Origin of the sequence: Pseudomonas sp. AO-1 (assembly GCF_019775695.1) — a bacterium.
GTDB classification, from domain to species: Bacteria; Pseudomonadota; Gammaproteobacteria; order Pseudomonadales; family Pseudomonadaceae; genus Aquipseudomonas; species Aquipseudomonas parakoreensis.
Genome location: NZ_CP079947.1, coordinates 4099364 through 4125746 on the forward strand (window position 1 = coordinate 4099364; position 26383 = coordinate 4125746).

Consider the following 26383-nt stretch of genomic DNA (forward strand, 5'->3'; position numbering starts at 1 on the left):
CGTGCACACCCCATGCGGCGAAGCCGCCCCACTCAACACGATGAGCGTTAGCTCGAGTAAAGCTTTTGATCTGAGGGCCCGTCGGCAGGCTGAGTGGAGGGGTTTATCCGGGGGTGGGAGCGCAGCGACCGTTTGGCGCAGCCAAACACAGCGAGAGGAGGTGCAGCGAAGCAAACCGTAGGCGCTGCCCCCGGATGAATCCCGCAGCGAAGGAACCCGAGCCTGAGCGAGGGCCGAACGTCAGGGTAAAGCCTTTTTGGTTACTTTTGAGGCGTTTGTCAAAAGTGACCCGCCGTAAGGGCGGAACCCTAAGCAGCCGTTACCGCAGCAACGGATATTCACCCAAAAAACCAAACGATAAATAACAAAAAGGCGCCCGAAGGCGCCTTTCGCTTTACAACAGACCAACAACCGTCAGGCCATCTCAGCCGTAGTCTCGAAGTCAAACGTCAACTCACCATCCTTGATGTCGATGTGCACCACACCGCCATGCTCGGCCAGCTCGCCAAACAGAATCTCCTCTGCCAGCGGACGCTTGATCTTGTCCTGGATCAGACGCGCCATCGGACGTGCGCCCATCGCCGAGTCGTAACCACCGGCCGCCAGCCAACTGCGCGCCGCATCGGTAACCTCCAGCAACACACGCTTGTCTTCCAGCTGCGCCTGCAGTTCGGTAAGGAACTTGTCCACCACACTTTTGATGACCTCATGGCTGAGGCGACCAAACTGGATAATGGTGTCCAGACGGTTACGGAACTCCGGCGTGAAGCTCTTCTTGATCACTTCCATCGCATCGGACGAGTGGTCCTGATGAGTGAAGCCGATCGAAGCCCGCGCTGCCGTCTCGGCGCCGGCGTTGGTGGTCATGATGATGATCACGTTGCGGAAGTCCGCCTTGCGCCCGTTGTTGTCGGTGAGCGTACCGTGGTCCATCACCTGCAGCAGCAGGTTGAAGACTTCCGGATGCGCCTTCTCGATTTCATCGAGCAGCAACACGCAGTGCGGCTGCTTGGTGATCGCTTCGGTCAACAGACCGCCCTGATCAAAGCCGACATAGCCTGGAGGCGCACCGATCAGACGCGATACGGTGTGGCGCTCCATGTACTCGGACATGTCGAAGCGCACCAGTTCGATCCCCAACGCCTTGGCCAGTTGCCGCGCAGCCTCGGTTTTACCGACACCGGTTGGACCGGCAAACAGGAACGAACCCACTGGCTTGTCCGGCGACTTGAGGCCGGCGCGGGACAGCTTGATCGCGGTCGACAGCGAATCGATCGCCGCGTCCTGACCAAATACCGTCAGCTTCAGGTCACGCTCCAGATTGCGCAGCAGTTCCTTGTCGGAGCTGGTGACATGTTTCGGCGGAATCCGCGCGATTTTCGCCACGATGTCTTCAACCTGCGGCACGTCAATGCGCTTCACGCGCTTGTCGGCCGGCTGCAGACGCTGGTAGGCGCCCGCTTCGTCGATCACGTCGATGGCCTTGTCCGGCATGTGCCGGTCATTGATGTAACGCGATGCCAGTTCAGCAGCGGCGCGCAACGACTCATCGCTGTATTCGATGTTGTGGTGTTGCTCGAAACGCCCCTTCAGGCCGCGCAGGATACCGATGGTGTCTTCCACCGACGGCTCGACGACATCGACTTTCTGGAAGCGTCGTGCCAGCGCACGATCCTTCTCGAAGATGCCGCGAAATTCCTGGAACGTGGTCGAGCCGATGCAGCGGATGTCGCCAGACGACAGCAGCGGCTTGAGCAGGTTCGAGGCATCCATTACGCCACCGGACGCAGCGCCCGCACCGATGATGGTGTGAATCTCGTCGATGAACAGGATCGCCTGCGGACGTTTTTTCAGTTCATTGAGCAGCGCCTTGAAGCGCTTCTCGAAATCACCGCGATACTTGGTGCCTGCAAGCAGAGCGCCGAGGTCGAGCGAATAGACGACACTGTTGGCCAGCAGATCCGGCACCTGGTTGTCGACAATGCGCTTGGCCAGGCCTTCGGCAATCGCGGTTTTACCCACGCCCGCCTCGCCGACCAGCAGCGGATTGTTCTTGCGTCGACGCGCGAGGATCTGCGCGACACGCTCGACTTCCGTTTCGCGACCGACCAGCGGATCGATTCGACCCTGGCGCGCAAGTTCGTTGAGATTGCTGGCATAAGCATCCAGCGGATTGCCTGAAGAAGAAGACTCACCGCCCTCGTCGTCCTGCATATCTTGTTCACCTTCAGAGTGATCGCCATGCCCCGGCACCTTGGAGATGCCATGGGCGATATAGTTGACGACATCAATGCGCGCAACGCTCTGCTGTTTCAGCAGGAACACGGCCTGACTCTCTTGCTCACTGAAGATTGCAACCAGCACGTTGGCGCCAGTCACTTCGCGTTTGCCCGAGCTCTGTACATGAAAAACAGCACGTTGCAGTACACGCTGGAAGCCCAGGGTTGGCTGGGTTTCGCGATCTTCGTCATGGACGGGGATCAATGGCGTGGTTGAGTCGATGAACTCCTGCAGGTCGTGCTTGAGTTTGTCGAGGTTTGCGCCGCAGGCACGCAATACGGTGGCGGCAGCCTCATTGTCCAATAGGGCCAGCAGCAGGTGTTCGACGGTCATGAATTCATGACGCTTCGAACGAGCCTCCTTGAAGGCAAGATTGAGGGTGACTTCGAGCTCGCGGTTTAACATAGCTTCACCTCATACCCAAGTGGTCGGCGATTAACCGTCCTTCTCGATTTCACAGAGTAGCGGATGCTGGCTTTCCCTGGCGTACTGGTTGACCTGCATGGCCTTTGTCTCGGCGATGTCGCGGGTAAACACTCCACATACTGCCCGTCCTTCTGTGTGAACGGCCAGCATGACCTTGGTCGCCAGCTCGCGATTCAGGTTAAAAAACACCTCGAGCACTTCGACGACGAAATCCATCGGTGTGTAGTCATCGTTGAACAAAACCACCTTGTACATCGGCGGCGCCTGTAACGCAGGCTTTGCTTCCTGAACAGCAACGCCTGCCGAATCGTCGTCGTGCTCCTGTGGAAGATCCTTTTGGAGAAGCGGGCGATCCTGATTGAATGTTAGTCGAATCTGGCTGATTGCATGCATGGAAAGAAAGGTTCGTCAGTTGTGCAAATACAGTGGTGGGGGCGGCTGTACACCTTTTCAACTCCGACTGCCCGGTCACCTTGACTATCGGGAAAACGGTGTTACAACCAATAGAGCCCACAGTGGGTAAAAAAGATCCGCGGAGTCAATCTTTTTAACGGATTCGATTGCGGATGAATTGGATGATACTCCAGCGATGGAGACTGTTGCAGAGGGATTTGAGCATGGCTGTCGGCAAGGTGAAATGGTTCAACAATGCCAAGGGGTTTGGTTTCATTAACACCGACTCCCGCGAGGGGAAGGACGAGGATGGCAAGGACATCGATTTCTTTGCCCACTACTCCGCCATTGAAATGGACGGGTACAAAACCCTTAAAGCCGGGCAAATCGTCAAATTCGAGATCGTGCAAGGGCCCAAAGGCCTGCACGCCACAAAAATTCAGAATGTCGAGGCCGCAAAAGATAGTGCCTCGACCGCCGCTCATCACCAATCAGTGACCAGCTGAAGCCACCCGGACACCTGCCAGAAAACACACCGCCCGGCTCGATCACTCGAGCCGGGCGGTTTTGTTGCGACTGCCGTTCTTACATGTGCTTGACGATCGCCTCACCGAAGCCCGAAGAAGACACCAGCGTGGCGCCTTCCATCAGACGTTCGAAGTCGTAAGTCACGGTCTTGGCCTTGATGGCGCCATTGGTGCCCTTGATGATCAGGTCAGCCGCTTCGGTCCAGCCCAGATGACGCAGCATCATCTCGGCCGACAGAATCACCGAGCCCGGGTTGACCTGGTCCTTGCCGGCGTACTTCGGCGCGGTACCGTGGGTCGCCTCGAACATGGCCACGGTGTCGGACAGGTTGGCGCCCGGCGCGATACCGATACCGCCCACTTCAGCCGCCAGGGCATCGGAGAGGTAGTCACCGTTGAGGTTCAGCGTGGCGATCACATCGTATTCGGCCGGACGCAGCAGGATCTGCTGGAGCATGGCGTCGGCGATGGCATCCTTGACGATGACTTCACGGCCGGTTTTCGGGTTCTTGAATTTCATCCATGGGCCGCCATCGAGCAGCTCGGCGCCGAATTCTTCCTTCGCCACCTCGTAGCCCCAGTCCTTGAAGGCACCTTCGGTGAATTTCATGATGTTGCCCTTGTGCACGATGGTCAGCGACTTGCGGTCGTTGTCCACCACGTATTGCAGGGCCTTGCGCACCAGGCGCTTGGTGCCTTCCTTGGAAACAGGCTTGATGCCGATACCGCAATCCTGGTCGAAACGGATCTTGGTGACGCCCATTTCTTCCTTCAGAAACTTGATGACCTTGGTGGCCTCAGGGGAGCCGGCCTTCCACTCGATGCCGGCATAGATGTCTTCGGAGTTCTCGCGAAAGATCACCATGTCGACGTCGCCAGGCTTTTTCACCGGGCTCGGCACGCCTTCGAACCACACCACAGGGCGCAGGCAGACATACAGATCGAGCTGCTGGCGCAGGGCAACGTTGAGGGAGCGGATGCCGCCACCGACCGGGGTGGTCAGCGGGCCCTTGATGGAGACCACGTAATCCTTGACGGCTTCCAGGGTTTCCTGGGGCAGCCAGGTATCCTGGTCATAGACCTGAGTCGCTTTTTCGCCAGCATAAACCTCCATCCAGGAAATCTTGCGCTTGCCCCCGTAGGCCTTGGCCACGGCAGCATCAACCACTTTGATCATCACCGGGCTGACGTCGACGCCAATGCCGTCACCTTCAATGAAGGGGATGATCGGGTTATCAGGAACATTGAGAGAATGGTCTGCATTGACGGTGATTTTGTCGCCGACGGCTGGAACCTGAATCTTCTTGTAACCCATGCTGAACTCCATTGTTTGGATTGAACATCTGGCTTGGTTCGAGCGTAACCCAGTTAAATCAACACGCAAACCCTCTGTTCACGACGCGGGCACATCTGGTTTCGTACAAGCCTGAAAGCAAAGGGAAAAGCGCCAAACTCAAGCATTCCCGGCGACTCTACGCCCCACCCCGCCCTGCGACCTTTAGACCAATGGACGAGACGGGTTGCATATGAACCATCGGCAGATTGCCAGCTACCTATGTATAATGCCGCCCGCTGACCAAAGGGTCACGACGGCTGGCCTCTCTAGCACGAGACTTTCCGCCTGATTGGTCGGGTTGTTACCGCAGCCTGACTGCTTGACGCTCAACGATGCACCCAACATCACCGCGAAGATTCTCGACATTCGGTTCATGGATGACTTTGAACGAACGCGCTTACCCGGCGCCCCTCGAGTTTCTGCGCACGCTTTAGCAAAGAAGAGAGAGTTAATCCGAATATGCCCACCCGCTCGAAGATCATCTATACCTTCACCGACGAAGCTCCAGCCCTCGCCACCTATTCCCTGCTGCCGATCATCGAGGCTTACACCGCCTCGGCCGATATCGCCGTGGAAACCCGCGATATCTCTCTTGCAGCACGCATCCTGGCCAGCTTCCCCGAGCAACTGGGCGACAAAGCCGTAGCCGACCACCTCGCCGAACTGGGCGCCCTGGCCGTTACGCCTGAAGCCAACATCATCAAGCTGCCGAACATCAGTGCTTCGGTGCCTCAGCTGCAAGCAGCGATCAAAGAACTGCAAGCCCAGGGTTACAACCTGCCGGACTACCCGGAAACCGTGACCAACGACGCCGAAAAAGAAGCCAAGGCGCGTTACGACAAGGTCAAGGGCAGCGCCGTGAACCCGGTTCTGCGTGAAGGCAACTCCGACCGCCGCGCTCCGCTGTCGGTCAAGAACTATGCGCGCAAGCACCCGCACAAAATGGGCGCCTGGGCCAAAGACTCCAAGTCCCACGTGGCTCACATGAGCACCGGCGATTTCTACGGCAGCGAAAAAGCTGCCCTGATCGACGCCGCTGACGCTGTGAAGATCGAACTGATCGCCAAAGATGGCACCGCGACCGTCCTGAAAGAAAAAACCAGCGTTCAGGCCGGCGAGATCCTCGACTGCGCCGTGATGAGCAAAAACGCCCTGCGTGCGTTCATCGCTGCTGAAATCGACAGCACCAAGGCGCAAGGCGTACTGCTCTCGGTGCACCTGAAAGCGACCATGATGAAGGTCTCCGACCCGATCATGTTCGGCCAGATTGTTGCCGAGTTCTATAAAGACGCCCTGACCAAGCACGCTGACGTGCTGGCCCAGATCGGCTTCAACCTGAACAACGGCATCGGCGACCTGTACGCGCGCATCAAGGCCCTGCCGGCCGAGCAGCAAGCACAGATCGAAGCGGACATCGCGGCGGTCTACGCTGCTCGCCCATCGCTGGCGATGGTCAACTCCGACAAAGGCATCACCAACCTGCACGTGCCGAGCGACGTCATCGTCGACGCCTCGATGCCAGCAATGATCCGTGACTCCGGCAAGATGTGGGGCACCGACGGTCAACTGCACGACACCAAGGCAGTGATCCCGGATCGTTGCTACGCAACCATCTACCAGGCCGTGATCGAAGATTGCAAAGCCAATGGCGCGTTCGATCCGACCACCATGGGCAGCGTGCCAAACGTTGGCCTGATGGCGAAGAAAGCCGAAGAGTACGGCTCGCACGACAAGACTTTCCAGATCAAGGCTGACGGCGTGGTTCGCGTTACCGACAGCAAGGGCAACCTGCTGATGGAACAGGCTGTCGAAGCCGGCGACATCTTCCGCATGTGCCAGACCAAAGATGCGCCGATCCAGGACTGGGTCAAACTGGCGGTCAACCGCGCTCGCGCCAGCAGCACCCCGGCGATCTTCTGGCTGGACCCGATGCGCGCCCACGACGGCGTGGTCATCGAGAAGGTTCAGGCGTACCTGAAGGATCACGACACCAGCGGTCTGGACATCCAGATCATGGCGCCGGTCGACGCCATGAAGTACACCCTGCAGCGCACCCGCGAAGGCAAGGACACCATTTCGGTGACCGGCAACGTCCTGCGCGACTACCTGACCGACCTGTTCCCGATCATGGAACTGGGCACCAGCGCCAAGATGCTGTCGATCGTGCCGCTGATGAACGGCGGTGGCCTGTTCGAAACCGGCGCTGGCGGTTCGGCGCCGAAGCACGTGCAGCAACTGGTCGAAGAGAACTTCCTGCGTTGGGACTCGCTGGGCGAATTCCTCGCGCTGGCAGCGTCCCTTGAGCATTTGGGTGTGAACTACAACAACCCGAAAGCACTGGTTCTGTCCAAGACCCTGGATCAGGCCACTGGCCAGTTCCTCGACAACAACAAGTCGCCATCGCGCAAAGTCGGCAACATCGACAACCGCGGCAGCCACTTCTACCTGGCGCTGTACTGGGCTCAGGCCCTGGCCGCCCAGACCGAAGACGCTGCACTGCAAGCGCAGTTCGCGACCCTGGCCAAAACCCTGACCGAGAACGAGGCGACCATCGTTGCCGAGCTCAACGCCGTGCAGGGCAAGCCAGTGGACATCGGTGGTTACTACCACGCCGACGCCGAGCTGATCAGCAAGGCCATGCGCCCAAGCGCAACCTTCAACGCGGCGATTGCTGCGCTGGTTTAAGGTTGTAAAGGGAACATCACAAACCCCGGCCGTGTGCCGGGGTTTGTGTTTCCGAACACAACACGAAACCCTGTGGGAGCTGGCTTGCCAGCGATAGCGGTGGATCAGGCACCTTCAATGGTGAATGATAAGCCGCCATCGCTGGCAAGCCAGCTCCCACAGGGAATCGGGTTAAACCTGGATATTGAGGAAGGTTTTATGGAATGGCTCCCCCACATCACCGTCGCCACCATCGTCGAAGACAACGGCCGCTTCCTGATGGTCGAAGAGCACAAGGCCGGGCGTAACGTGCTCAACCAGCCCGCCGGCCATCTCGACCCGGACGAAACCCTGATCGACGCCGCCATCCGCGAAACCCTTGAGGAAACCGGCTGGGACGTCGAACCCACCGGGGTGATCGGCATTTATCTGTATACCGCGCCGAGCAACGGCGTGACGTATCAACGCGTGTGTTTCAGTGCCAAAGCAGTGAAACACCACCCGGACTATCAACTCGACGACGGCATCGTCGGCGCCAAGTGGTTGACCCGTAGCGAATTAATCGCTCAGCGCGACAACTGGCGCAGCGAGCTGATCATCCGCTGCATCGACGACTATCTGGCCGGTCATCACTTCAGTCTCGAACTGATCCGCCCTTCTCTTTAGCCTTGAGGCCGTGAGCCTGCTAGAATCGCGTCCTTTTTCAAGACACTCATTGAATCCCTATGCGTGATCCAGCCCCTTCTGACACATCCAAGAAGCGCGTCATTGTCGGCATGTCCGGCGGCGTGGACTCTTCCGTTTCCGCTCTCCTGCTGATCGAGCAGGGTTACGAGGTGGAAGGCCTGTTCATGAAGAACTGGGAAGAAGACGACGGAACGGAATACTGCACCGCCATGGATGACCTGGCGGATGCCCAGGCCGTGTGCGACAAGATCGGCATCAAGCTGCACACCGCCAACTTCGCCGCCGAGTACTGGGACAACGTGTTCGAGCACTTCCTCGCCGAATACAAGGCCGGTCGCACGCCGAACCCGGACATCCTGTGCAACCGCGAGATCAAGTTCAAGGCGTTCCTCGACTACGCCATGATGCTTGGTGCCGACCTGATTGCCACCGGCCACTACGTGCGCCGTCGTGACATCGATGGCCGCACCGAACTGCTCAAGGGCCTCGATCCGAACAAGGATCAGAGCTATTTCCTGCACGCCGTCGGCGGCGAACAGATCGCCAAGACCCTGTTCCCGGTCGGTGAACTGGAAAAGCCCGAAGTGCGCGCCATTGCCGAGAAATACGAGCTGGCGACCGCCAAGAAGAAGGATTCCACCGGAATCTGCTTCATCGGTGAACGACGCTTCAGCGATTTCCTCAAGCAATACCTGCCGGCGCAACCGGGCGAGATCATGACCACCGAAGGCGAGGTCATCGGCCGTCACCACGGCTTGATGTACCACACCATCGGTCAGCGTCAGGGCCTGGGTATCGGCGGCCTGAAAGATGCCGGCGACGAACCGTGGTACGTGCTGCGCAAGGATCTGGACACCAACGAGCTGATCGTCGGCCAAGGCAACAACCATCCGTGGCTGTTCTCCAGCGCCCTGCTCGCTTCGGAAATCTACTGGGTCAATCCGATCGACCTGAGCCAGCCGCTGCGCCTCACCGCCAAAGTGCGTTATCGCCAGAGCGATCAGGCTTGCACCCTGGAAAAAACCGAAAACGGCTACCGCGCTGTGTTCGACGAACCGCAACGCGCTGTCACCCCGGGCCAGTCCGTGGTGTTCTACGACGGTGAAATCTGCCTCGGGGGCGGCGTGATCGAAGTCGCCGAGCCGTGGAGCGGCCAGGCATGAGCCCGACTCAGGAGCAACTGACGGCGCTGGGCGGGGTGTTTCTCGCCGCAGTGCTGGTCGACCGGATCGCCAAGACCGGCCAGACCAGCGAAGCCGGCCTGAGCTGCATGCTCGGCAGCCTGCTGGTACGCGACCCGAAAGACACACTGGACGTGTACGGCGGCGACGATATCAATCTGCGCGAGGGTTATCGGGCATTGATCGGCGCCCTCGAGCGCGACCCGAGCACCCTGCAGCGCGAACCGCTGCGCTACGCCCTGTCGATGCTCGGCCTCGAACGTCAATTGGCCAAGCGTGACGACATGCTCGACACCATTGGCAAGCGCTTGCCGCAGATCCAGTCGCAGGTCGAACATTTCGGCCCGGCCCACGAAAACGTGATCGCCGCTTGCGGTGCGCTGTATCAAGACACCCTGAGCACCCTGCGCCAGCGGATTCAGGTACACGGCGACATGCGCAACCTGCAGCAACCGAGCAACGCTTCGAAGATCCGCGCCCTGCTGCTGGCCGGCATCCGTTCGGCACGCCTGTGGCGACAGCTCGGCGGCCACCGCTGGCAGTTGGTGATCAGCCGGCGCAAGCTGCTCAAAGAGCTGTATCCGTTGATGCGCAGCGAGTAAATCGTCGCGCAATAAAAGTTTTGTAGTCTGTAGCGCGTAATACGCCGGTCAGTTGGCAACGGACCGGCGGATTTTTTCATGTATGATACGCGCCCCATTTCGTTGCCCGACTGTCCGAGAACACCCCATGCAGCTCTCTTCGCTCACTGCGGTTTCCCCTGTTGACGGCCGCTACGCCGGCAAAACCCAGGCCCTGCGCCCGATTTTCAGCGAGTACGGCCTGATCCGTGCCCGCGTCCTGGTTGAAGTGCGCTGGCTCCAGCGCCTGGCCGCCCACGCCGGTATCCCGGAAGTGCCGGCCTTCTCCGCCGAGGCCAACGCCGTTCTGAATGAACTGGCTGAAAACTTCTCGCTGGAGCACGCCGAGCGCGTCAAAGAGATCGAGCGCACCACCAACCACGACGTCAAGGCGATCGAATACCTGCTCAAGGAGCAGGCGGCCAAACTGCCGGAGCTGGCCAAGGTCAGCGAGTTCATTCACTTCGCCTGCACCAGTGAAGATATCAACAACCTGTCCCACGCCCTGATGCTGCGCGAAGGCCGTGACGACGTGATGCTGCCGCTGATGCGCCAGACTGCCAACGCCATCCGCGAACTGGCGATCCGTTTCGCCGACGTGCCGATGCTGTCGCGCACCCACGGTCAACCGGCCTCCCCGACTACTCTGGGCAAAGAGCTGGCGAACGTGGTTTACCGTCTCGAGCGTCAGATCGCTCAAGTCGCTGCCGTGCCGCTGCTGGGCAAGATCAATGGCGCCGTAGGCAACTACAACGCGCACCTGTCGGCCTACCCGCAGATCGACTGGGAAGCCAACGCCCGCGCCTTCATCGAAGACGAACTGGGCCTGGGCTTCAACCCGTACACCACGCAGATCGAACCGCACGACTACATCGCCGAGCTGTTCGACGCGATCGCGCGCTTCAACACCATCCTGATCGACTTCGACCGTGACATCTGGGGCTACATTTCCCTGGGTTATTTCAAACAGCGCACCATCGCTGGCGAAATCGGTTCGTCGACCATGCCGCACAAGGTCAACCCGATCGACTTCGAAAACTCCGAAGGCAACCTGGGCATCGCCAATGCACTGTTCCAGCACCTGGCGAGCAAGCTGCCGATCTCCCGCTGGCAGCGCGACCTGACCGACTCCACCGTACTGCGCAACCTCGGTGTGGGCTTTGCTCACAGCGTGATTGCCTACGAAGCCAGCCTCAAAGGCATCAGCAAACTCGAGCTCAACGCCGACAAGATTGCTGCCGACCTGGATGCTTGCTGGGAAGTATTGGCCGAGCCGATCCAGACCGTAATGCGCCGCTACAACATCGAAAACCCGTACGAGAAGCTGAAAGAACTGACCCGCGGCAAGGGCATCAGCCCTGAAGCGCTGCAGACTTTCATCGACGGCCTGGACATGCCAGCCGAAGCGAAAGCCGAGCTGAAACAGCTGACCCCGGCCAACTACATCGGTAACGCTGTGGCGCAAGCAAAACGCATCTGATTCACCGCTTGACCCGTTTGAGACGCCCGGCCGCGCCGGGCGTTTTTATTCCCGTCTGAAAAATGCTTTTTTTCAATAGGTTACACATGAATCCTGATACTCCTCTTCAACTTTTGGGCGGTCTTACGGCGCGCGAATTCATGCGCGATTACTGGCAGAAAAAGCCGCTGCTGATCCGTCAGGCCATCCCTGACTTCGAAAGCCCGATCGACGCCGACGAACTGGCCGGCCTGGCCCTGGAAGAAGAGGTCGAGTCGCGCCTGGTGATCGAACACGGCGAGCGTCCGTGGGAGCTGCGTCGCGGCCCGTTCGCCGAAGACGAATTCAGCAAGCTGCCGGAAAAAGAGTGGACCCTGCTCGTTCAGGCCGTTGATCAATTCGTCCCGGAAGTCAGCGAGCTGCTGGAAAACTTCCGCTTCCTGCCGAGCTGGCGCGTCGACGACGTGATGATCAGCTTCGCCGCCCCGGGTGGCAGCGTCGGTCCGCACTTCGACAACTACGACGTGTTCTTGCTGCAAGGCCACGGCAAGCGCAACTGGAAGATCGGCCAGATGTGCGACTCCGAAAGCCCGCTGCTGCAACACGCGGATCTGCGCATCCTCGCCGAATTCCACGAAACCGAAGAATGGGTGCTGGAACCGGGCGACATGCTCTATCTGCCACCGCGCCTGGCCCACTGCGGTGTCGCCGTGGACAACTGCATGACCTACTCAGTCGGCTTCCGCGCGCCGAGCGCTTCTGAAGTGCTGACCCATTTCACTGACTTCCTCAGCCAGTTCCTGACTGACGAAGAACGCTACACCGACGCCGATGCGAAACCGGTCAGCGATGATCCGCATCAGATCCAGCACGACGCACTCGGCCGCCTGAAAAGCCTGCTCGCCGAACACATGAGCGACGAACGCCTGCTGCTGACCTGGTTCGGCCAGTACATGACCGAACCGCGCTACCCGGAACTGGTGGTCGGCCCGGAAGACGTTGAAGAAGATGACTTCCTCAACGCCCTGCAAGACGGTGCGGTGCTGATCCGCAACCCGAGCGCGCGCCTGGCCTGGTCGGAAGTCGATGACGATCTGCTGCTGTTCGCCAGCGGTCAGAGCCGTTACCTGCCGGGCAAGCTGCGCGAGCTGTTGAAGATGATCTGCGCCGCCGATGCGCTGCACGTCGACAACCTCGGCGAGTGGCTGAACGACGAAGACGGTCGCGGCCTGCTCTGTGAGCTGGTCAAACAGGGCAGCCTGGGATTTGCCGATGAATAAGATTCGCGTACGTGTCGCAGACTGGCAAAAGGACAACGCCGAGATCCGGCGCATTCGTGAAACGGTGTTCATCGCCGAACAATCGGTGCCACCCGAGCTTGAATGGGACGCCGATGACGCGACCGCCGTGCATTTTCTGGCGTTCGAAGGTGACTTTCCGATCGGCACCGCGCGCCTGCTGCCCGACGGGCACATTGGCCGGGTTTCGGTACTGAAGGACTGGCGCGGGATGAAGGTGGGCGATGCGCTGATGCAAGCAGTCATCGCCGAAGCCGAAGCCCGCGGCCTGCAGCAGCAAATGCTCAGCGCGCAGGTGCAGGCCACGGCGTTCTATGAGCGCCTGGGCTTCAGCCTGGTCAGTGAGGAATTCCTTGAAGCCGGGATTCCGCATGTCGATATGGTTCGCCATTCGGCCTGAGCGGCAGAAGTCTTGTGATCTTTGGAGATCCTGTGGTGAGGGGATTTATCCCCGATGGACTGCGAAGCAGGCCCAAGGTTTTTTGGGGCCGCTCCGCGCCCCATCGGGGATAAATCCCCTCACTACAAAGGCTCTTGAGCGCCCTCTCAAAACGCCCCGCCATTTTCGGATGCCGGGGCGTTTTGCTGTCTACGATTCAACTTGCCCCACCCCGGGCCGACAAACTGGCAATATCAAGCCTTTCGAAAGCGGAGATAACGGACATGTCCCTACGCACACTGCTCACCACCCTGCTGCTCGGCTGCAGTTTTTCGGTGATGGCAGCCACAGAAATCGTGCCCCTCAATTACCGCACCAGTGCCGATATGCTGCCGATGGCGCAGGACTTCATCGGCAAGGACGGTCAGGTCAGCGCCTATGGCAATCAACTGATCATCAAGGCCGAGCCGGACAAGATCCAGGAACTCAAGGCGCTGATCAGTCAACTCGACACTGCGCCCAAACGCCTGCTGATCACGGTCGATACCAATGAAAACAACGACCGTGGCGATGAAGGCTACTCGGTCAACGGCGCCCAACCGAACCAGACCCGCATCATCAGCCGCAGCACCGCCAGCCGTGATGGCGGCGTGCAGCAGGTGCAAGCCACCGACGGCATGCCGGCGCTGATTCAAGTCGGTCAAAGTGTGCCGATCACCAGCAGCCAGACCAACTCCTACGGCGATTACAGCAGCCAGACGCAATACCGCAACGTCACCCAGGGTTTCTACGTGACGGCGAGCGTCACCGGCGACATCGTTCACCTGGCAATCAGTACTAACCGTGACCGCATGAGCCAGGAACGTCCCGATGTAGTGAACGTGCAAAGTACCGACACAACAGTCAGCGGACGCCTGGGCGAATGGATCACTCTCGCCGGGGTGAATCGCCAGACTCAGGCCGACAAACAGGAGCTGACCCGCAGCTACTCGACTCAAGGCCGGGATGACATGACCTTGCGGGTCAAAGTCGACGCCCTGGACTAAAGCACCGAAAACTGACTGATTAGTCGTATTAGACGAAAGATGTAGTGCTTGAAAAAAAGCACTACAAAACGTTTGACGAGCCAAAAAAGCGAAGGCATGATGGCCTCGCTCCCGCTAATCAGAGGCCCTGGCAAGGGCCTTCGAAGCGACGTCCGCACCTACCCCGCGAACCGCTTCGTGTCTGTACCGCCCACAAGGTGTGTTTGACGAGGTTGCCGACTGGAACGAAGTTGTCCCGAGGGACGGAAGCGTAATTAGGTAACCCGGCTTTACGCTGTAGAACGTATAAAGGCCCACGACGCCCGAATGCGCCCGCAGTCCGCCACTACCTGCTCACTTCCCCTCGAGCCCATCGTTCATCCCGTCGCCTACCCCGCCGAACCCGACCTGACCGCCTAAGCTTCTGGTCAGCGAGCGCAGGAATTTTCCACCGCAGAACAACTTTTCATAAAGACGCGACGAGGTTTATCTCCATGGCACTGACACGCGAACAGCAAATTGCAGCCCTTGAAAAAGACTGGGCTGAAAACCCGCGCTGGAAAGGCGTGACTCGCACTTACTCCGCTGCTGACGTCGTCCGTCTGCGTGGCTCGGTTCAACCTGAGCACACCCTTGCGAAAATGGGCGCCGAGAAGCTGTGGAACCTGGTGACCCAGGGTGCCAAGCCGTCCTTCCGCCCAGAGAAAGATTTCGTCAACTGCATGGGCGCCCTCACCGGCGGCCAGGCTGTTCAGCAGGTCAAGGCCGGTATCCAGGCGATCTACCTGTCGGGCTGGCAGGTGGCTGCAGACAACAACTCCGCAGAATCGATGTACCCGGACCAGTCGCTGTACCCGGTGGACTCTGTGCCGACCGTGGTCAAGCGCATCAACAACTCGTTCCGTCGTGCTGACCAGATCCAGTGGAAAGCCGGCAAGAACCCGGGCGACGAAGGCTACATCGACTACTTCGCGCCGATCGTGGCTGACGCCGAAGCCGGTTTCGGCGGCGTACTGAACGCCTACGAACTGATGAAGAGCATGATCGAAGCAGGCGCCGCCGGCGTGCACTTCGAAGACCAGTTGGCTTCCGTGAAGAAGTGCGGCCACATGGGCGGCAAGGTGCTGGTTCCAACCCAGGAAGCCGTGCAGAAGCTGACCGCTGCTCGTCTGGCTGCCGACGTTGCCGGTGTACCGACCATCATCCTGGCCCGTACCGACGCCAACGCTGCCGACCTGCTGACTTCCGACTGCGACCCGTACGACCAGCCGTTCGTGACTGGCACCCGTACCCAGGAAGGTTTCTACAAGGTTCGCGCCGGTCTGGACCAGGCAATCGCCCGTGGCCTGGCCTACGCACCGTACGCCGACCTGATCTGGTGCGAAACCGCCAAGCCGGACCTGGAAGAAGCCCGTCGCTTCGCCGAAGCGATCAAAAAGGAATACCCGGACCAGATCCTGTCGTACAACTGCTCGCCTTCCTTCAACTGGAAGAAAAACCTGGACGACGCGACCATCGCCAAGTTCCAGCGCGAACTGTCCGCCATGGGCTACAAGCACCAGTTCATCACCCTGGCCGGCATTCACAACATGTGGCACAGCATGTTCAACCTGGCGCACGACTACGCCCGCAACGACATGACTGCCTACGTGAAGCTGCAGGAGCAGGAATTCGCTGACGCCGCCAAGGGTTACACCTTCGTGGCTCACCAGCAGGAAGTGGGCACCGGCTACTTCGACGACATGACCACCGTGATCCAGGGCGGCACGTCCTCGGTCACCGCGCTGACCGGTTCGACCGAAGAAGAACAGTTCCACTGATTCGACTTCGCTGAGCAAACGGCCTTTGCGGATCGTATAAAAAGCTAACCGCAAAGCCGCAAGACTGACGCCCCGACTGGTTCGGGGCGTTTTTTTTGCCCGCCGATCCCCCAAACACCACAAAACCCCTGTAGGACCGGTGGGAAGCTACGGGACAAAACATTGATCCAGACCGGTACGAATGGCAGAAAAAACGGGTAAAACTGGCGCCTCCGCTACTTGCAGTAACGGGCATATAAGACAACTTCCCAACTAGCGCCCCGTTAAACAGTTACAAAACCACCCCAAACGATATTAATTATCATTTAGCGACAACTATGTTCGTTACATTTCCTACAAAACATAATTGGCAGAATCCCGGCTAATGCCCGCAACGCATGGCCTGCAGGGCATCGGAGGTTCGCTATGTCCTTATTCCAATAAATAATTTCGCTATAGGAATTTTACTTGCCGGGTGTTTAGCCATAAAATCAGCGCGATTGATTGCTGCGACATATCGTCACTGCCTATTTCTTTATCAAGCTCAGAGACCTTTGCTCTCTGTTAAGGATTACCAGCATGCCCGAAGCGACAGGACTCATGGCCCACAACTGGGGCTTTGCCATTTTCCTTCTGGGTGTCGTCGGCCTGTGTGCCTTCATGCTTGGCGTCTCCAGCCTCCTCGGGTCAAAAGCCTGGGGCCGCAGCAAAAACGAACCGTTCGAGTCCGGCATGCTACCTACAGGTGGCGCCCGCTTGCGGCTCTCAGCCAAATTCTATCTGGTCGCGATGCTGTTCGTGATCTTCGATATCGAAGCCCTCTTTCTCTTTGCATGGTCTGTGTCCGTCCGCGAAAGCGGCTGGACCGGATTCGTCGAAGCTCTCGTTTTCATAGCAATTCTGTTGGCAGGTCTTGTCTACCTGTTCCGAGTGGGCGCCCTTGACTGGGCTCCGGAAGCTCGTCGCAAGCGGCAGGCGAAGCTGAAACAATGAGGCTTTGGCAATGCAATACAATCTCACCAGAATCGACCCCGATGCTCCTAACGAGCAGTATCCGATTGGCGAACGGGAAACCGTTTCCGATCCGTTAGAGGATCAAGTCCACAAAAACATTTTCATGGGCAAGCTCGAAGACGTGCTGAGTGGCGCGGTCAACTGGGGGCGTAAAAACTCCCTGTGGCCGTACAACTTCGGCCTTTCGTGCTGCTACGTGGAAATGACCACCGCCTTCACGGCGCCCCACGACATCGCGCGCTTTGGCGCCGAAGTTATCCGGGCATCACCGCGTCAGGCCGACTTCATGGTTATCGCCGGTACCTGCTTCATCAAGATGGCGCCGATCATTCAGCGTCTCTACGAGCAGATGCTCGAACCGAAGTGGGTGATCTCCATGGGTTCGTGCGCCAACTCCGGTGGCATGTACGACATCTACTCCGTGGTTCAAGGGGTGGACAAGTTCCTGCCCGTGGACGTCTACGTACCTGGCTGCCCGCCTCGTCCAGAAGCATTCCTTCAAGGCTTGATGCTGTTGCAGGAATCGATTGGACAGGAGCGTCGTCCGCTTTCCTGGGTCGTTGGCGACCAAGGCGTTTATCGCGCCGACATGCCTTCGCAAAAGGAACAGCGCCGCGAACAGCGAATCGCAGTCACCAACCTGCGCAGCCCTGACGAAGTCTGATCCAGTCTGTTTCAAAGAAACGAGAAGCTGGCTTCATTCTTTACGTTGACCGAAAGCGAAAAAATAACCATGACTACAGGCAGCGCTCTGTACATCCCGCCTTATAAGGCAGACGACCAGGATGTGGTCGTCGAATTGAACAACCGTTTTGGCGCCGAAGCGTTCACCGCTCAGTCGACCCGCACCGGCATGCCGGTGCTGTGGGTGGCGCGCGCCAGACTCGTCGAAGTCCTGACTTTCCTGCGCAACCTGCCCAAGCCGTACGTCATGCTCTATGACCTGCACGGCGTGGACGAGCGTCTGCGCACCAAGCGTCAAGGGCTGCCATCGGGCGCCGACTTCACCGTGTTCTATCACCTCATGTCGCTTGAGCGTAATAGTGACGTGATGATCAAAGTCGCCTTGTCCGAAAGCGACCTGAGCTTGCCGACCGTCACCAGCATCTGGCCGAACGCCAACTGGTACGAGCGTGAAGTCTGGGACATGTACGGCATCGACTTCAAAGGCCACCCGCATCTGTCGCGCATCATGATGCCGCCAACCTGGGAAGGTCACCCGCTGCGCAAGGACTTCCCGGCGCGCGCCACCGAATTCGATCCGTTCAGCCTCAACCTCGCCAAGCAACAGCTTGAGGAAGAAGCCGCGCGCTTCCGTCCTGAAGACTGGGGCATGAAGCGTTCCGGGGCCAACGAGGACTACATGTTCCTCAACCTGGGTCCGAACCACCCTTCGGCACACGGTGCGTTCCGCATCATTCTGCAGTTGGACGGTGAAGAGATCGTCGACTGCGTGCCGGACATCGGTTACCACCACCGTGGCGCCGAGAAGATGGCCGAGCGTCAGTCCTGGCACAGTTTCATCCCGTACACCGACCGTATCGACTACCTCGGCGGCGTGATGAACAACCTGCCGTACGTGCTCTCGGTCGAGAAGCTGGCCGGCATCAAGGTGCCAGAGAAGGTCGACGTCATCCGCATCATGATGGCCGAGTTCTTCCGGATCACCAGCCACCTGCTGTTCCTCGGCACCTACATCCAGGACGTCGGCGCGATGACTCCGGTGTTCTTCACCTTCACCGACCGCCAGAAGGCGTACACGGTGATCGAAGCCATCACCGGTTTCCGTCTGCACCCGGCCTGGTACCGCATCGGCGGCGTCGCCCACGACCTGCCACGCGGCTGGGAAAAACTGGTGAAAGACTTCGTTGAATGGCTGCCAAAGCGCCTCGACGAATACACCAAGGCCGCCCTGCAGAACAGCATTCTCAAGGGTCGTACCATCGGCGTTGCCCAGTACAACACCAAAGAGGCGCTGGAATGGGGCGTCACCGGTGCCGGCCTGCGTTCCACCGGTTGCGACTTCGACCTGCGTAAAGCACGTCCATACTCCGGCTATGAGAACTTCGAGTTCGAAGTGCCGCTGGCTGCCAACGGCGATGCCTACGACCGCTGCATGGTTCGCGTCGAAGAGATGCGCCAGAGCGTCAAGATTATCGATCAGTGCCTGCGCAACATGCCGGAAGGCCCGTACAAGGCGGATCACCCGCTGACCACGCCGCCGCCGAAAGAGCGCACGCTGCAGCACATCGAAACCCTGATCACGCACTTCCTGCAGGTTTCGTGGGGCCCGGTCATGCCGGCCAACGAATCCTTCCAGATGATCGAAGCGACCAAGGGCATCAACAGTTATTACCTGACGAGCGACGGCGGCACCATGAGCTACCGTACCCGGATCCGTACTCCGAGCTTCGCGCATCTGCAACAGATCCCTTCGGTGATCAAAGGCAGCATGGTCGCGGACTTGATTGCGTACCTGGGTAGTATCGACTTCGTTATGGCCGACGTGGACCGCTAAGCATGAACAGCACGCTTATCCAGACAGACCGTTTCACCTTGAGTGAAACCGAGCGCTCGGCCATCGAGCACGAGCTGCATCACTACGAAGACCCGCGCGCGGCGTCGATCGAAGCCCTGAAGATCGTTCAGAAAGAACGCGGCTGGGTGCCGGATGGCGCCCTGTACGCGATCGGCGAGATCCTCGGCATCCCGGCCAGCGACGTTGAAGGCGTGGCGACGTTCTACAGCCAGATCTTCCGTCAGCCGGTCGGCCGCCACATCATCCGCGTCTGCGACAGCATGGTCTGCTACATCGGCGGCCACGAGTCGGTGGTCAGCGAGATCCAGAACAATCTGGGCATCGGCCTGGGTCAGACCACCGCCGACGGTCGTTTCACCCTGCTGCCTGTCTGCTGCCTCGGCAACTGCGACAAGGCTCCGGCGCTGATGATCGACGACGACACCTTTGGCGACGTGCAGCCTGCCGGCGTGGCCAAACTGCTCGAGGGCTACGTATGACCCTGACATCTTTCGGTCCTGCCAACCGCATCAAGCGTTCGGCCGAGACTCACCCGCTGACCTGGCGCCTGCGTGACGACGGCGAAGCCGTATGGCTCGACGAATACCAGGCCAAGAACGGTTACGCCGCTGCGCGCAAAGCCTTCGCCGACATGGCCCAGGACGACATCGTCCAGACCGTGAAAGACGCCGGCCTCAAAGGTCGCGGCGGTGCAGGCTTCCCCACTGGCGTGAAGTGGGGCCTGATGCCCAAGGACGAATCCATCAACATCCGCTACCTGCTGTGCAACGCGGACGAGATGGAGCCGAACACCTGGAAAGACCGCATGCTGATGGAGCAACTGCCCCATCTGCTGATCGAAGGCATGCTGATCAGTGCCCGCGCACTGAAAACCTACCGTGGCTACATCTTCCTGCGTGGCGAGTACACCACCGCCGCCAAGCACTTGAATCGTGCCGTGGAAGAAGCCAAGGCTGCAGGCCTGCTGGGTAAAAACATTCTGGGCAGCGGCTTCGATTTCGAGCTGTTCGTCCACACCGGCGCCGGGCGTTATATCTGCGGTGAAGAAACCGCACTGATCAACTCCCTCGAAGGCCGCCGCGCCAACCCGCGCTCCAAGCCGCCCTTCCCTGCCGCTGTCGGCGTGTGGGGCAAGCCGACCTGCGTGAACAACGTCGAAACCCTGTGCAACGTGCCGGCGATCATTGCCGACGGCGTTGACTGGTACAAATCGTTGGCCCGCGAAGGCAGTGAAGACATGGGCACCAAGCTCATGGGCTTCTCCGGCAAGGTCAAGAACCCTGGCCTGTGGGAACTGCCATTCGGCGTCACCGGTCGCGAGCTGTTCGAAGACTACGCCGGCGGCATGCGCGACGGTTACAAGCTCAAGGCCTGGCAGCCAGGTGGCGCCGGTACCGGCTTCCTGTTGCCAGAACACCTCGACGCACAAATGTACGCCGGCGGCATCGCCAAAGTGGGCACCCGGATGGGTACCGGCCTGGCGATGGCGGTGGACGACAGCGTCAACATGGTTTCCCTGCTGCGCAACATGGAGCAGTTCTTCGCCCGTGAATCCTGCGGCTTCTGCACCCCGTGCCGTGATGGCCTGCCATGGAGCGTCAAGCTCTTGATGGCCATCGAAGAAGGCCGTGGTCAGCCGGGCGACATCGAGACCCTGTTGGGTCTGGTCGGTTTCCTCGGCCCAGGCAAGACCTTCTGTGCTCACGCACCGGGTGCCGTGGAGCCGCTGGGCAGTGCCATCAAATACTTCCGTCCAGAGTTCGAAGCCGGTATCGCGCCTGCAAGCGCCGCCGTCCCGCCTCTGGCAAGGCCGATCGTAATCGGCGCGTAAACGCTTAAAAAGGCGAAGGGTCCGTGCCCTTCGCCTTTCGTCCGATGACGCCTTTCGGGGCTGACTGGATTCGGACGGATAACAAGATTCCATTAGCCACGCCCGCTGACACCGGGCCAACGAAGACCTTTGAACCATGGCCACTATCCACGTAGACGGCAAAGCGCTCGAAGTCGACGGGGCAGACAACCTGTTACAGGCATGTCTGTCGCTGGGCCTCGACATCCCTTATTTCTGCTGGCACCCCGCGCTTGGTAGCGTCGGGGCCTGCCGCCAGTGCGCAGTCAAGCAGTACACCGACGAGAACGACACCCGTGGTCGCATCGTCATGTCCTGCATGACGCCTGCCACCGACAACACCTGGATCTCCATCGACGATGAAGAATCCAAGGCGTTCCGCGCCAGCGTTGTCGAATGGCTGATGACCAACCACCCGCACGACTGCCCTGTGTGCGAGGAAGGCGGTCACTGCCACCTGCAAGACATGACGGTGATGACCGGCCACAACGAGCGCCGTTATCGCTTCACCAAACGCACCCACCAGAACCAGCAACTGGGCCCGTTCATTTCCCACGAAATGAACCGCTGCATCGCTTGCTACCGCTGCGTGCGTTTCTACAAGGACTACGCCGGCGGCACCGACCTCGGTGTGTTCGGCGCCCACGACAACGTGTACTTCGGTCGCGTTGAAGACGGCACGCTGGAAAGCGAGTTCTCCGGCAACCTCACCGAGGTTTGCCCGACCGGTGTGTTCACCGACAAGACGCACTCCGAGCGCTACAACCGCAAATGGGACATGCAGTTCTCGCCGAGCATCTGCCATGGCTGCTCCAGCGGTTGCAACATCTCCCCGGGCGAGCGTTACGGCGAACTGCGTCGCATCGAAAACCGCTTCAACGGTTCGGTGAACCAGTACTTCCTGTGCGACCGTGGCCGTTTCGGTTATGGCTACGTCAACCGCACCGACCGTCCACGTCAGCCGCTGCTGGCCGACGGCACCAAGCTGAGCGTCGACGCTGCGCTGGATAAAGCCGCTGATCTGCTGCGCGGGCGCAACATCGTCGGTATCGGTTCGCCGCGTGCCAGCCTCGAAAGCAACTACGCGCTGCGCGAGCTGGTCGGCGCCGAGCACTTCTACTCCGGTATCGAAGCCTCCGAGCTGGAGCGCATCCGTCTGGTCCTGCAAGTGCTCAAAGACAGCCCGCTGCCCGTGCCGAACATGCGCGACATCGAAGACCACGACGCTGTGTTCGTCCTTGGTGAAGACCTGACCCAGACCGCCGCCCGTATGGCGCTGGCCTTGCGTCAGTCGGTCAAGGGCAAGGCCGAAGACATGGCCGAAGCCATGCGCGTGCAGCCGTGGCTCGACGCTGCGGTGAAGAACATCGGTCAGCACGCACTGAACCCGTTGTTCATCGCCAGCCTGGCCGAAACCAAGCTCGACGACATCGCCGAAGAATGCGTTCACGCCGCTCCGGATGACCTGGCACGCCTCGGTTTCGCCGTGGCTCACGCGCTGGACGCCAGCGCCCCGGCCGTTGAAGGTCTGGACGCCGAAGCCCTTGAACTGGCCAAGCGTATCGCCGACGCCCTGCTCGCGGCCAAGCGCCCACTGATCATCGCCGGTACTTCGCTGGGTTCCAAAGCCTTGATCGAAGCCGCGGCGAACATCGCCAAAGCCCTGAAGCTGCGCGAGAAGAACGGTTCGATCAGCCTGATCGTGCCGGAAGCCAACAGCCTCGGCCTGGCCATGCTCGGTGGCGAATCGGTCGACGCGGCGCTGCAAGCCGTGATCGATGGCAAGGCCGACGCCATCGTCGTGCTGGAAAACGATCTGTACACCCGCACCTCGAAAGCCAAGGTCGATGCCGCGCTGAACGCTGCGAAAGTAGTGATCGTTGCCGACCACCAGAAAACCGCCACCACCGATCGCGCGCAACTGGTGCTGCCAGCGGCGAGCTTCGCGGAAGGCGATGGTACGCTGGTCAGCCAGGAAGGCCGCGCCCAGCGCTTCTTCCAGGTTTTCGATCCGCAATACATGGATGCGAGCATCCTGGTTCACGAAGGCTGGCGCTGGCTGCACGCCCTGCGCTCGACCCTGCTGAACCAGCCGATCGACTGGACGCAACTCGACCACGTCACCGCTGCCGTGGCGTCGAGCACCGAGCAACTGGCGCGTATCGTCGATGCCGCGCCGTCTGCCGCATTCCGCATCAAGGGTCTGAAACTGGCGCGTGAGCCGCTGCGTTATTCCGGTCGCACCGCGATGCGCGCCGACATCAGCGTTCACGAACCGCGCACCCCGCAAGACAAAGACACCGCGTTCGCCTTCTCCATGGAAGGTTACTCGGGCTCGGCCGAACCGCGTCAGCAGGTGCCATTCGCCTGGTCGCCGGGCTGGAACTCGCCGCAAGCCTGGAACAAGTTCCAGGACGAAGTCGGTGGTCACCTGCGTGCTGGCGACCCGGGCACCCGCCTGATCGAAAGCACCGGTGATTCGCTGAACTGGTTCACTGCCGCACCGCGTGCGTTCAACCCGGCACCGGGCACCTGGCAAGCCGTGCCGTTCTATCACCTGTTCGGCAGCGACGAAAACTCGTCGAAAGCCGCGCCGGTACAAGAACGCATCCCGGCTCCGTACGTGGCGCTGGCCAAATCCGAAGCGGATCGCCTGGGCGTCAACGACGGTGCCCTGCTGAGCCTGAACGTGGCCGGCCAGACCCTGCGTCTGCCGCTGCGCATCAATGAAGAACTGGGCGCTGGTCTGGTGGCCTTGCCTGCGGGCATCGCCGGCATTCCACCGGCATTCGCCGGCGTGTCCGTCGACGGTCTGCAGGAGGCAGCGCAATGACCTGGTTCACCCCTGAAGTGATCGATGTGATCCTGACGGTCATCAAAGCCATCGTGATTCTGCTGGCCGTTGTGGTCGCGGGCGCGTTGCTCAGCTTTGTCGAACGTCGCCTGCTGGGCTGGTGGCAGGACCGTTACGGTCCGAACCGCGTTGGCCCGTTCGGCATGTTCCAGATCGCCGCCGACATGCTGAAGATGTTCTTCAAGGAAGACTGGACCCCGCCGTTTGCCGACAAGGTGATCTTCACCCTGGCACCGGTGGTCGCCATGTCCGCCCTGCTGATCGCGTTCGCGATCATCCCGATCACCCCGACCTGGGGCGTGGCGGATCTGAACATCGGCCTGCTGTTCTTCTTCGCCATGGCCGGTCTGTCGGTCTACGCGGTGCTGTTCGCCGGCTGGTCGAGCAACAACAAGTTCGCCCTGCTCGGCAGCTTGCGTGCCTCGGCGCAGACCGTGTCCTACGAAGTGTTCATGGGCCTGGCCCTGATGGGCATCGTGGTGCAGGTCGGCTCGTTCAACATGCGCGACATCGTCGAGTACCAGGCGCAGAACCTGTGGTTCATCATTCCGCAGTTCTTCGGCTTCTGTACTTTCTTCATCGCTGGCGTCGCCGTGACTCACCGTCACCCGTTCGACCAGCCGGAAGCGGAACAGGAACTGGCCGACGGTTACCACATTGAATACGCCGGTATGAAATGGGGCATGTTCTTCGTCGGTGAATACATCGGCATCATCCTGATCTCGGCGCTGCTGGTCACCTTGTTCTTCGGTGGCTGGCACGGTCCGTTCGGCATCCTGCCGCAACTGTCCTTCGTCTGGTTCGCACTGAAGACCGCGTTCTTCATCATGCTGTTCATCCTGCTGCGCGCTTCCATCCCGCGTCCGCGTTATGACCAGGTGATGGATTTCAGCTGGAAATTCTGCCTGCCACTGACCCTGATCAATTTGCTGATAACCGCTGCGGTTGTGTTGTGGAACACACCTGCGGTTGCGGTTCAGTGAGGATTTGACCCATGTTCAAATATATTGGCGACATCGTTAAGGGTACCGGTACCCAGTTGCGCAGCCTGGTCATGGTCTTCGGCCATGGCTTTCGCAAGCGCGACACCCTGCAATACCCGGAAGAGCCGGTCTACCTGCCACCACGCTACCGTGGTCGCATCGTCCTGACCCGTGACCCCGATGGCGAAGAACGTTGCGTAGCCTGCAACCTGTGCGCCGTGGCTTGCCCGGTAGGTTGCATCTCGCTGCAGAAAGCTGAAACCGAAGACGGTCGCTGGTACCCGGACTTCTTCCGTATCAACTTCTCGCGCTGCATTTTCTGCGGTCTCTGCGAGGAAGCCTGTCCGACCACCGCGATCCAGCTGACCCCGGATTTCGAGATGGCCGAGTTCAAACGTCAGGACCTGGTGTACGAGAAAGAAGATCTTTTGATCTCCGGCCCCGGCAAAAACCCTGATTACAACTTCTATCGTGTTGCAGGTATGGCAATCGCTGGCAAGCCGAAAGGCTCCGCGCAGAACGAAGCCGAACCGATCAACGTGAAGAGCTTGCTGCCTTAAGGAAGAACGATGGAATTCGCTTTCTATTTCGCATCGGGTATCGCGGTTGTGTCCACGCTACGTGTGGTCACCAACACCAACCCTGTGCACGCCCTGCTCTACCTGATCATCTCGTTGATCGCCGTGGCCATGACCTTCTTTGCACTCGGCGCACCGTTCGCCGGCGTGCTGGAAGTGATCGCCTACGCCGGCGCCATCATGGTGCTGTTCGTGTTCGTGGTGATGATGCTGAACCTGGGTCCCGCCTCGGTTCAGCAGGAACGCAGCTGGCTCAAGCCCGGCATCTGGGCAGGCCCGGTGATTCTCGCCGCCCTGCTGCTGGCCGAACTGCTGTATGTGCTGTTCGCTCACCAGAGCGGTCAGGCCATCGGCCACACCACCGTCGATGCAAAAGCCGTGGGCGTCAGCCTGTTCGGCCCGTATCTGCTGGTGGTCGAACTCGCCTCGATGCTGCTGCTCGCCGCAGCCGTCACGGCGTTCCATTTGGGCCGTAACGAGGCGAAGGAGTAA

22 protein-coding genes are annotated in these 26383 nt (G+C 59.8%); 19 read left to right on the top strand and 3 right to left on the bottom strand.

What is annotated here, in order from left to right; all coding sequences use genetic code 11:
* Nucleotides 1–414 precede the first annotated feature (414 nt).
* The gene (gene clpA, locus KVQ82_RS18830) at nt 415–2685 is read right to left on the bottom strand and encodes an ATP-dependent Clp protease ATP-binding subunit ClpA (protein ID WP_041073244.1); all 2271 of its coding nucleotides are present in this window, start codon (nt 2683–2685) and stop codon (nt 415–417) included.
* A 30-nt stretch (nt 2686–2715) separates the two neighbouring features.
* Entirely contained in the window at nt 2716–3099 is a 384-nt protein-coding gene (clpS, locus tag KVQ82_RS18835; protein WP_011334948.1) for an ATP-dependent Clp protease adapter ClpS, read from the bottom strand.
* Nucleotides 3100–3323: 224 nt separating this feature from the next.
* Here clpS and KVQ82_RS18840 point away from each other — a divergent pair, with 224 nt between their 5' ends.
* Nucleotides 3324–3605: a cold shock domain-containing protein gene (locus KVQ82_RS18840; protein ID WP_198758132.1), complete on the top strand. Its 282-nt coding sequence runs from the start codon at nt 3324–3326 to the stop codon at nt 3603–3605.
* Between the two features lie 79 nt (nt 3606–3684).
* Here the strand turns inward: KVQ82_RS18840 and icd are convergent, their stop codons facing one another.
* Nucleotides 3685–4941, bottom strand: a complete 1257-nt coding sequence (gene icd / locus KVQ82_RS18845) for an NADP-dependent isocitrate dehydrogenase (RefSeq protein WP_222015178.1) — start codon at nt 4939–4941, stop codon at nt 3685–3687.
* Between the two features lie 480 nt (nt 4942–5421).
* On the opposite strand from icd, the gene KVQ82_RS18850 reads away from it, so the two are divergent.
* The 18 genes from KVQ82_RS18850 to nuoJ all read left to right on the top strand — a co-directional run bounded on the left by KVQ82_RS18850 (nt 5422) and on the right by nuoJ (nt 26383).
* Nucleotides 5422–7647: an NADP-dependent isocitrate dehydrogenase gene (locus KVQ82_RS18850; RefSeq protein WP_222015179.1), complete on the top strand. Its 2226-nt coding sequence runs from the start codon at nt 5422–5424 to the stop codon at nt 7645–7647.
* Between the two features lie 198 nt (nt 7648–7845).
* Nucleotides 7846–8292, top strand: a complete 447-nt coding sequence (locus KVQ82_RS18855) for an NUDIX hydrolase (RefSeq protein ID WP_041073236.1) — start codon at nt 7846–7848, stop codon at nt 8290–8292.
* Between the two features lie 59 nt (nt 8293–8351).
* On the top strand, nt 8352–9476 hold the full coding sequence (gene mnmA / locus KVQ82_RS18860) for a tRNA 2-thiouridine(34) synthase MnmA (RefSeq protein WP_222015181.1): 1125 nt from the start codon (nt 8352–8354) through the stop codon (nt 9474–9476).
* A complete protein-coding gene (hflD, locus tag KVQ82_RS18865) occupies nt 9473–10096 on the top strand; it encodes a high frequency lysogenization protein HflD (protein ID WP_041073234.1) in 624 nt (207 codons plus the stop codon). The genes mnmA and hflD overlap by 4 nt, the downstream gene beginning before the upstream one ends.
* 127 nt (nt 10097–10223) lie before the next feature.
* Nucleotides 10224–11594 (top strand): adenylosuccinate lyase, encoded by a 1371-nt coding sequence (purB, locus tag KVQ82_RS18870; RefSeq protein WP_027614666.1) that lies wholly within the window; start codon nt 10224–10226, stop codon nt 11592–11594.
* 86 nt (nt 11595–11680) lie between these two features.
* Nucleotides 11681–12853, top strand: a complete 1173-nt coding sequence (locus KVQ82_RS18875) for a cupin domain-containing protein (RefSeq protein ID WP_041073232.1) — start codon at nt 11681–11683, stop codon at nt 12851–12853.
* Nucleotides 12846–13271, top strand: a complete 426-nt coding sequence (locus tag KVQ82_RS18880) for a GNAT family N-acetyltransferase (protein ID WP_003223818.1) — start codon at nt 12846–12848, stop codon at nt 13269–13271. Before KVQ82_RS18875 ends, KVQ82_RS18880 begins: the two co-directional genes overlap by 8 nt.
* A 263-nt stretch (nt 13272–13534) precedes the next feature.
* Complete coding sequence (locus tag KVQ82_RS18885; protein ID WP_222015183.1) at nt 13535–14296, top strand: secretin N-terminal domain-containing protein; 762 nt, start codon at nt 13535–13537, stop codon at nt 14294–14296.
* Between the two features lie 473 nt (nt 14297–14769).
* Complete coding sequence (gene aceA, locus KVQ82_RS18890; RefSeq protein ID WP_145596671.1) at nt 14770–16095, top strand: isocitrate lyase; 1326 nt, start codon at nt 14770–14772, stop codon at nt 16093–16095.
* 558 nt (nt 16096–16653) lie between these two features.
* The gene (locus tag KVQ82_RS18895; RefSeq protein ID WP_003223812.1) at nt 16654–17067 is read left to right on the top strand and encodes an NADH-quinone oxidoreductase subunit A; all 414 of its coding nucleotides are present in this window, start codon (nt 16654–16656) and stop codon (nt 17065–17067) included.
* Nucleotides 17068–17077: 10 nt separating this feature from the next.
* The gene (locus tag KVQ82_RS18900; protein WP_003223809.1) at nt 17078–17752 is read left to right on the top strand and encodes an NADH-quinone oxidoreductase subunit B family protein; all 675 of its coding nucleotides are present in this window, start codon (nt 17078–17080) and stop codon (nt 17750–17752) included.
* 69 nt (nt 17753–17821) lie between these two features.
* The gene (nuoC, locus tag KVQ82_RS18905) at nt 17822–19606 is read left to right on the top strand and encodes an NADH-quinone oxidoreductase subunit C/D (protein ID WP_041073225.1); all 1785 of its coding nucleotides are present in this window, start codon (nt 17822–17824) and stop codon (nt 19604–19606) included.
* A 2-nt stretch (nt 19607–19608) separates the two neighbouring features.
* Nucleotides 19609–20106 carry an NADH-quinone oxidoreductase subunit NuoE gene (nuoE, locus tag KVQ82_RS18910; RefSeq protein ID WP_003223804.1) on the top strand — a complete coding sequence of 166 codons (498 nt, stop codon included), beginning with the start codon at nt 19609–19611 and terminating at the stop codon, nt 20104–20106.
* The gene (gene nuoF, locus KVQ82_RS18915) at nt 20103–21458 is read left to right on the top strand and encodes an NADH-quinone oxidoreductase subunit NuoF (protein WP_041073222.1); all 1356 of its coding nucleotides are present in this window, start codon (nt 20103–20105) and stop codon (nt 21456–21458) included. The genes nuoE and nuoF overlap by 4 nt, the downstream gene beginning before the upstream one ends.
* A gap of 136 nt (nt 21459–21594) precedes the next feature.
* Nucleotides 21595–24309: an NADH-quinone oxidoreductase subunit NuoG gene (gene nuoG / locus KVQ82_RS18920; protein ID WP_222015184.1), complete on the top strand. Its 2715-nt coding sequence runs from the start codon at nt 21595–21597 to the stop codon at nt 24307–24309.
* Nucleotides 24306–25313: an NADH-quinone oxidoreductase subunit NuoH gene (nuoH, locus tag KVQ82_RS18925; protein WP_007964859.1), complete on the top strand. Its 1008-nt coding sequence runs from the start codon at nt 24306–24308 to the stop codon at nt 25311–25313. Before nuoG ends, nuoH begins: the two co-directional genes overlap by 4 nt.
* An 11-nt stretch (nt 25314–25324) precedes the next feature.
* Nucleotides 25325–25873, top strand: a complete 549-nt coding sequence (nuoI, locus tag KVQ82_RS18930; protein WP_003223795.1) for an NADH-quinone oxidoreductase subunit NuoI — start codon at nt 25325–25327, stop codon at nt 25871–25873.
* A gap of 9 nt (nt 25874–25882) precedes the next feature.
* Nucleotides 25883–26383, top strand: a complete 501-nt coding sequence (gene nuoJ / locus KVQ82_RS18935) for an NADH-quinone oxidoreductase subunit J (RefSeq protein WP_041073216.1) — start codon at nt 25883–25885, stop codon at nt 26381–26383.

Bases quoted from the DNA above. Each gene is read 5' to 3' on its own strand.
- clpA (WP_041073244.1), bottom strand. From the start codon at position 2,685: ATGTTAAACCGCGAGCTCGAAGTCACCCTCAATCTTGCCTTCAAGGAG.
- clpS (WP_011334948.1), bottom strand. From the start codon at position 3,099: ATGCATGCAATCAGCCAGATTCGACTAACATTCAATCAGGATCGCCCG.
- KVQ82_RS18840 (WP_198758132.1), top strand. From the start codon at position 3,324: ATGGCTGTCGGCAAGGTGAAATGGTTCAACAATGCCAAGGGGTTTGGT.
- icd (WP_222015178.1), bottom strand. From the start codon at position 4,941: ATGGGTTACAAGAAGATTCAGGTTCCAGCCGTCGGCGACAAAATCACC.
- KVQ82_RS18850 (WP_222015179.1), top strand. From the start codon at position 5,422: ATGCCCACCCGCTCGAAGATCATCTATACCTTCACCGACGAAGCTCCA.
- KVQ82_RS18855 (WP_041073236.1), top strand. From the start codon at position 7,846: ATGGAATGGCTCCCCCACATCACCGTCGCCACCATCGTCGAAGACAAC.
- mnmA (WP_222015181.1), top strand. From the start codon at position 8,352: ATGCGTGATCCAGCCCCTTCTGACACATCCAAGAAGCGCGTCATTGTC.
- hflD (WP_041073234.1), top strand. From the start codon at position 9,473: ATGAGCCCGACTCAGGAGCAACTGACGGCGCTGGGCGGGGTGTTTCTC.
- purB (WP_027614666.1), top strand. From the start codon at position 10,224: ATGCAGCTCTCTTCGCTCACTGCGGTTTCCCCTGTTGACGGCCGCTAC.
- KVQ82_RS18875 (WP_041073232.1), top strand. From the start codon at position 11,681: ATGAATCCTGATACTCCTCTTCAACTTTTGGGCGGTCTTACGGCGCGC.
- KVQ82_RS18880 (WP_003223818.1), top strand. From the start codon at position 12,846: ATGAATAAGATTCGCGTACGTGTCGCAGACTGGCAAAAGGACAACGCC.
- KVQ82_RS18885 (WP_222015183.1), top strand. From the start codon at position 13,535: ATGTCCCTACGCACACTGCTCACCACCCTGCTGCTCGGCTGCAGTTTT.
- aceA (WP_145596671.1), top strand. From the start codon at position 14,770: ATGGCACTGACACGCGAACAGCAAATTGCAGCCCTTGAAAAAGACTGG.
- KVQ82_RS18895 (WP_003223812.1), top strand. From the start codon at position 16,654: ATGCCCGAAGCGACAGGACTCATGGCCCACAACTGGGGCTTTGCCATT.
- KVQ82_RS18900 (WP_003223809.1), top strand. From the start codon at position 17,078: ATGCAATACAATCTCACCAGAATCGACCCCGATGCTCCTAACGAGCAG.
- nuoC (WP_041073225.1), top strand. From the start codon at position 17,822: ATGACTACAGGCAGCGCTCTGTACATCCCGCCTTATAAGGCAGACGAC.
- nuoE (WP_003223804.1), top strand. From the start codon at position 19,609: ATGAACAGCACGCTTATCCAGACAGACCGTTTCACCTTGAGTGAAACC.
- nuoF (WP_041073222.1), top strand. From the start codon at position 20,103: ATGACCCTGACATCTTTCGGTCCTGCCAACCGCATCAAGCGTTCGGCC.
- nuoG (WP_222015184.1), top strand. From the start codon at position 21,595: ATGGCCACTATCCACGTAGACGGCAAAGCGCTCGAAGTCGACGGGGCA.
- nuoH (WP_007964859.1), top strand. From the start codon at position 24,306: ATGACCTGGTTCACCCCTGAAGTGATCGATGTGATCCTGACGGTCATC.
- nuoI (WP_003223795.1), top strand. From the start codon at position 25,325: ATGTTCAAATATATTGGCGACATCGTTAAGGGTACCGGTACCCAGTTG.
- nuoJ (WP_041073216.1), top strand. From the start codon at position 25,883: ATGGAATTCGCTTTCTATTTCGCATCGGGTATCGCGGTTGTGTCCACG.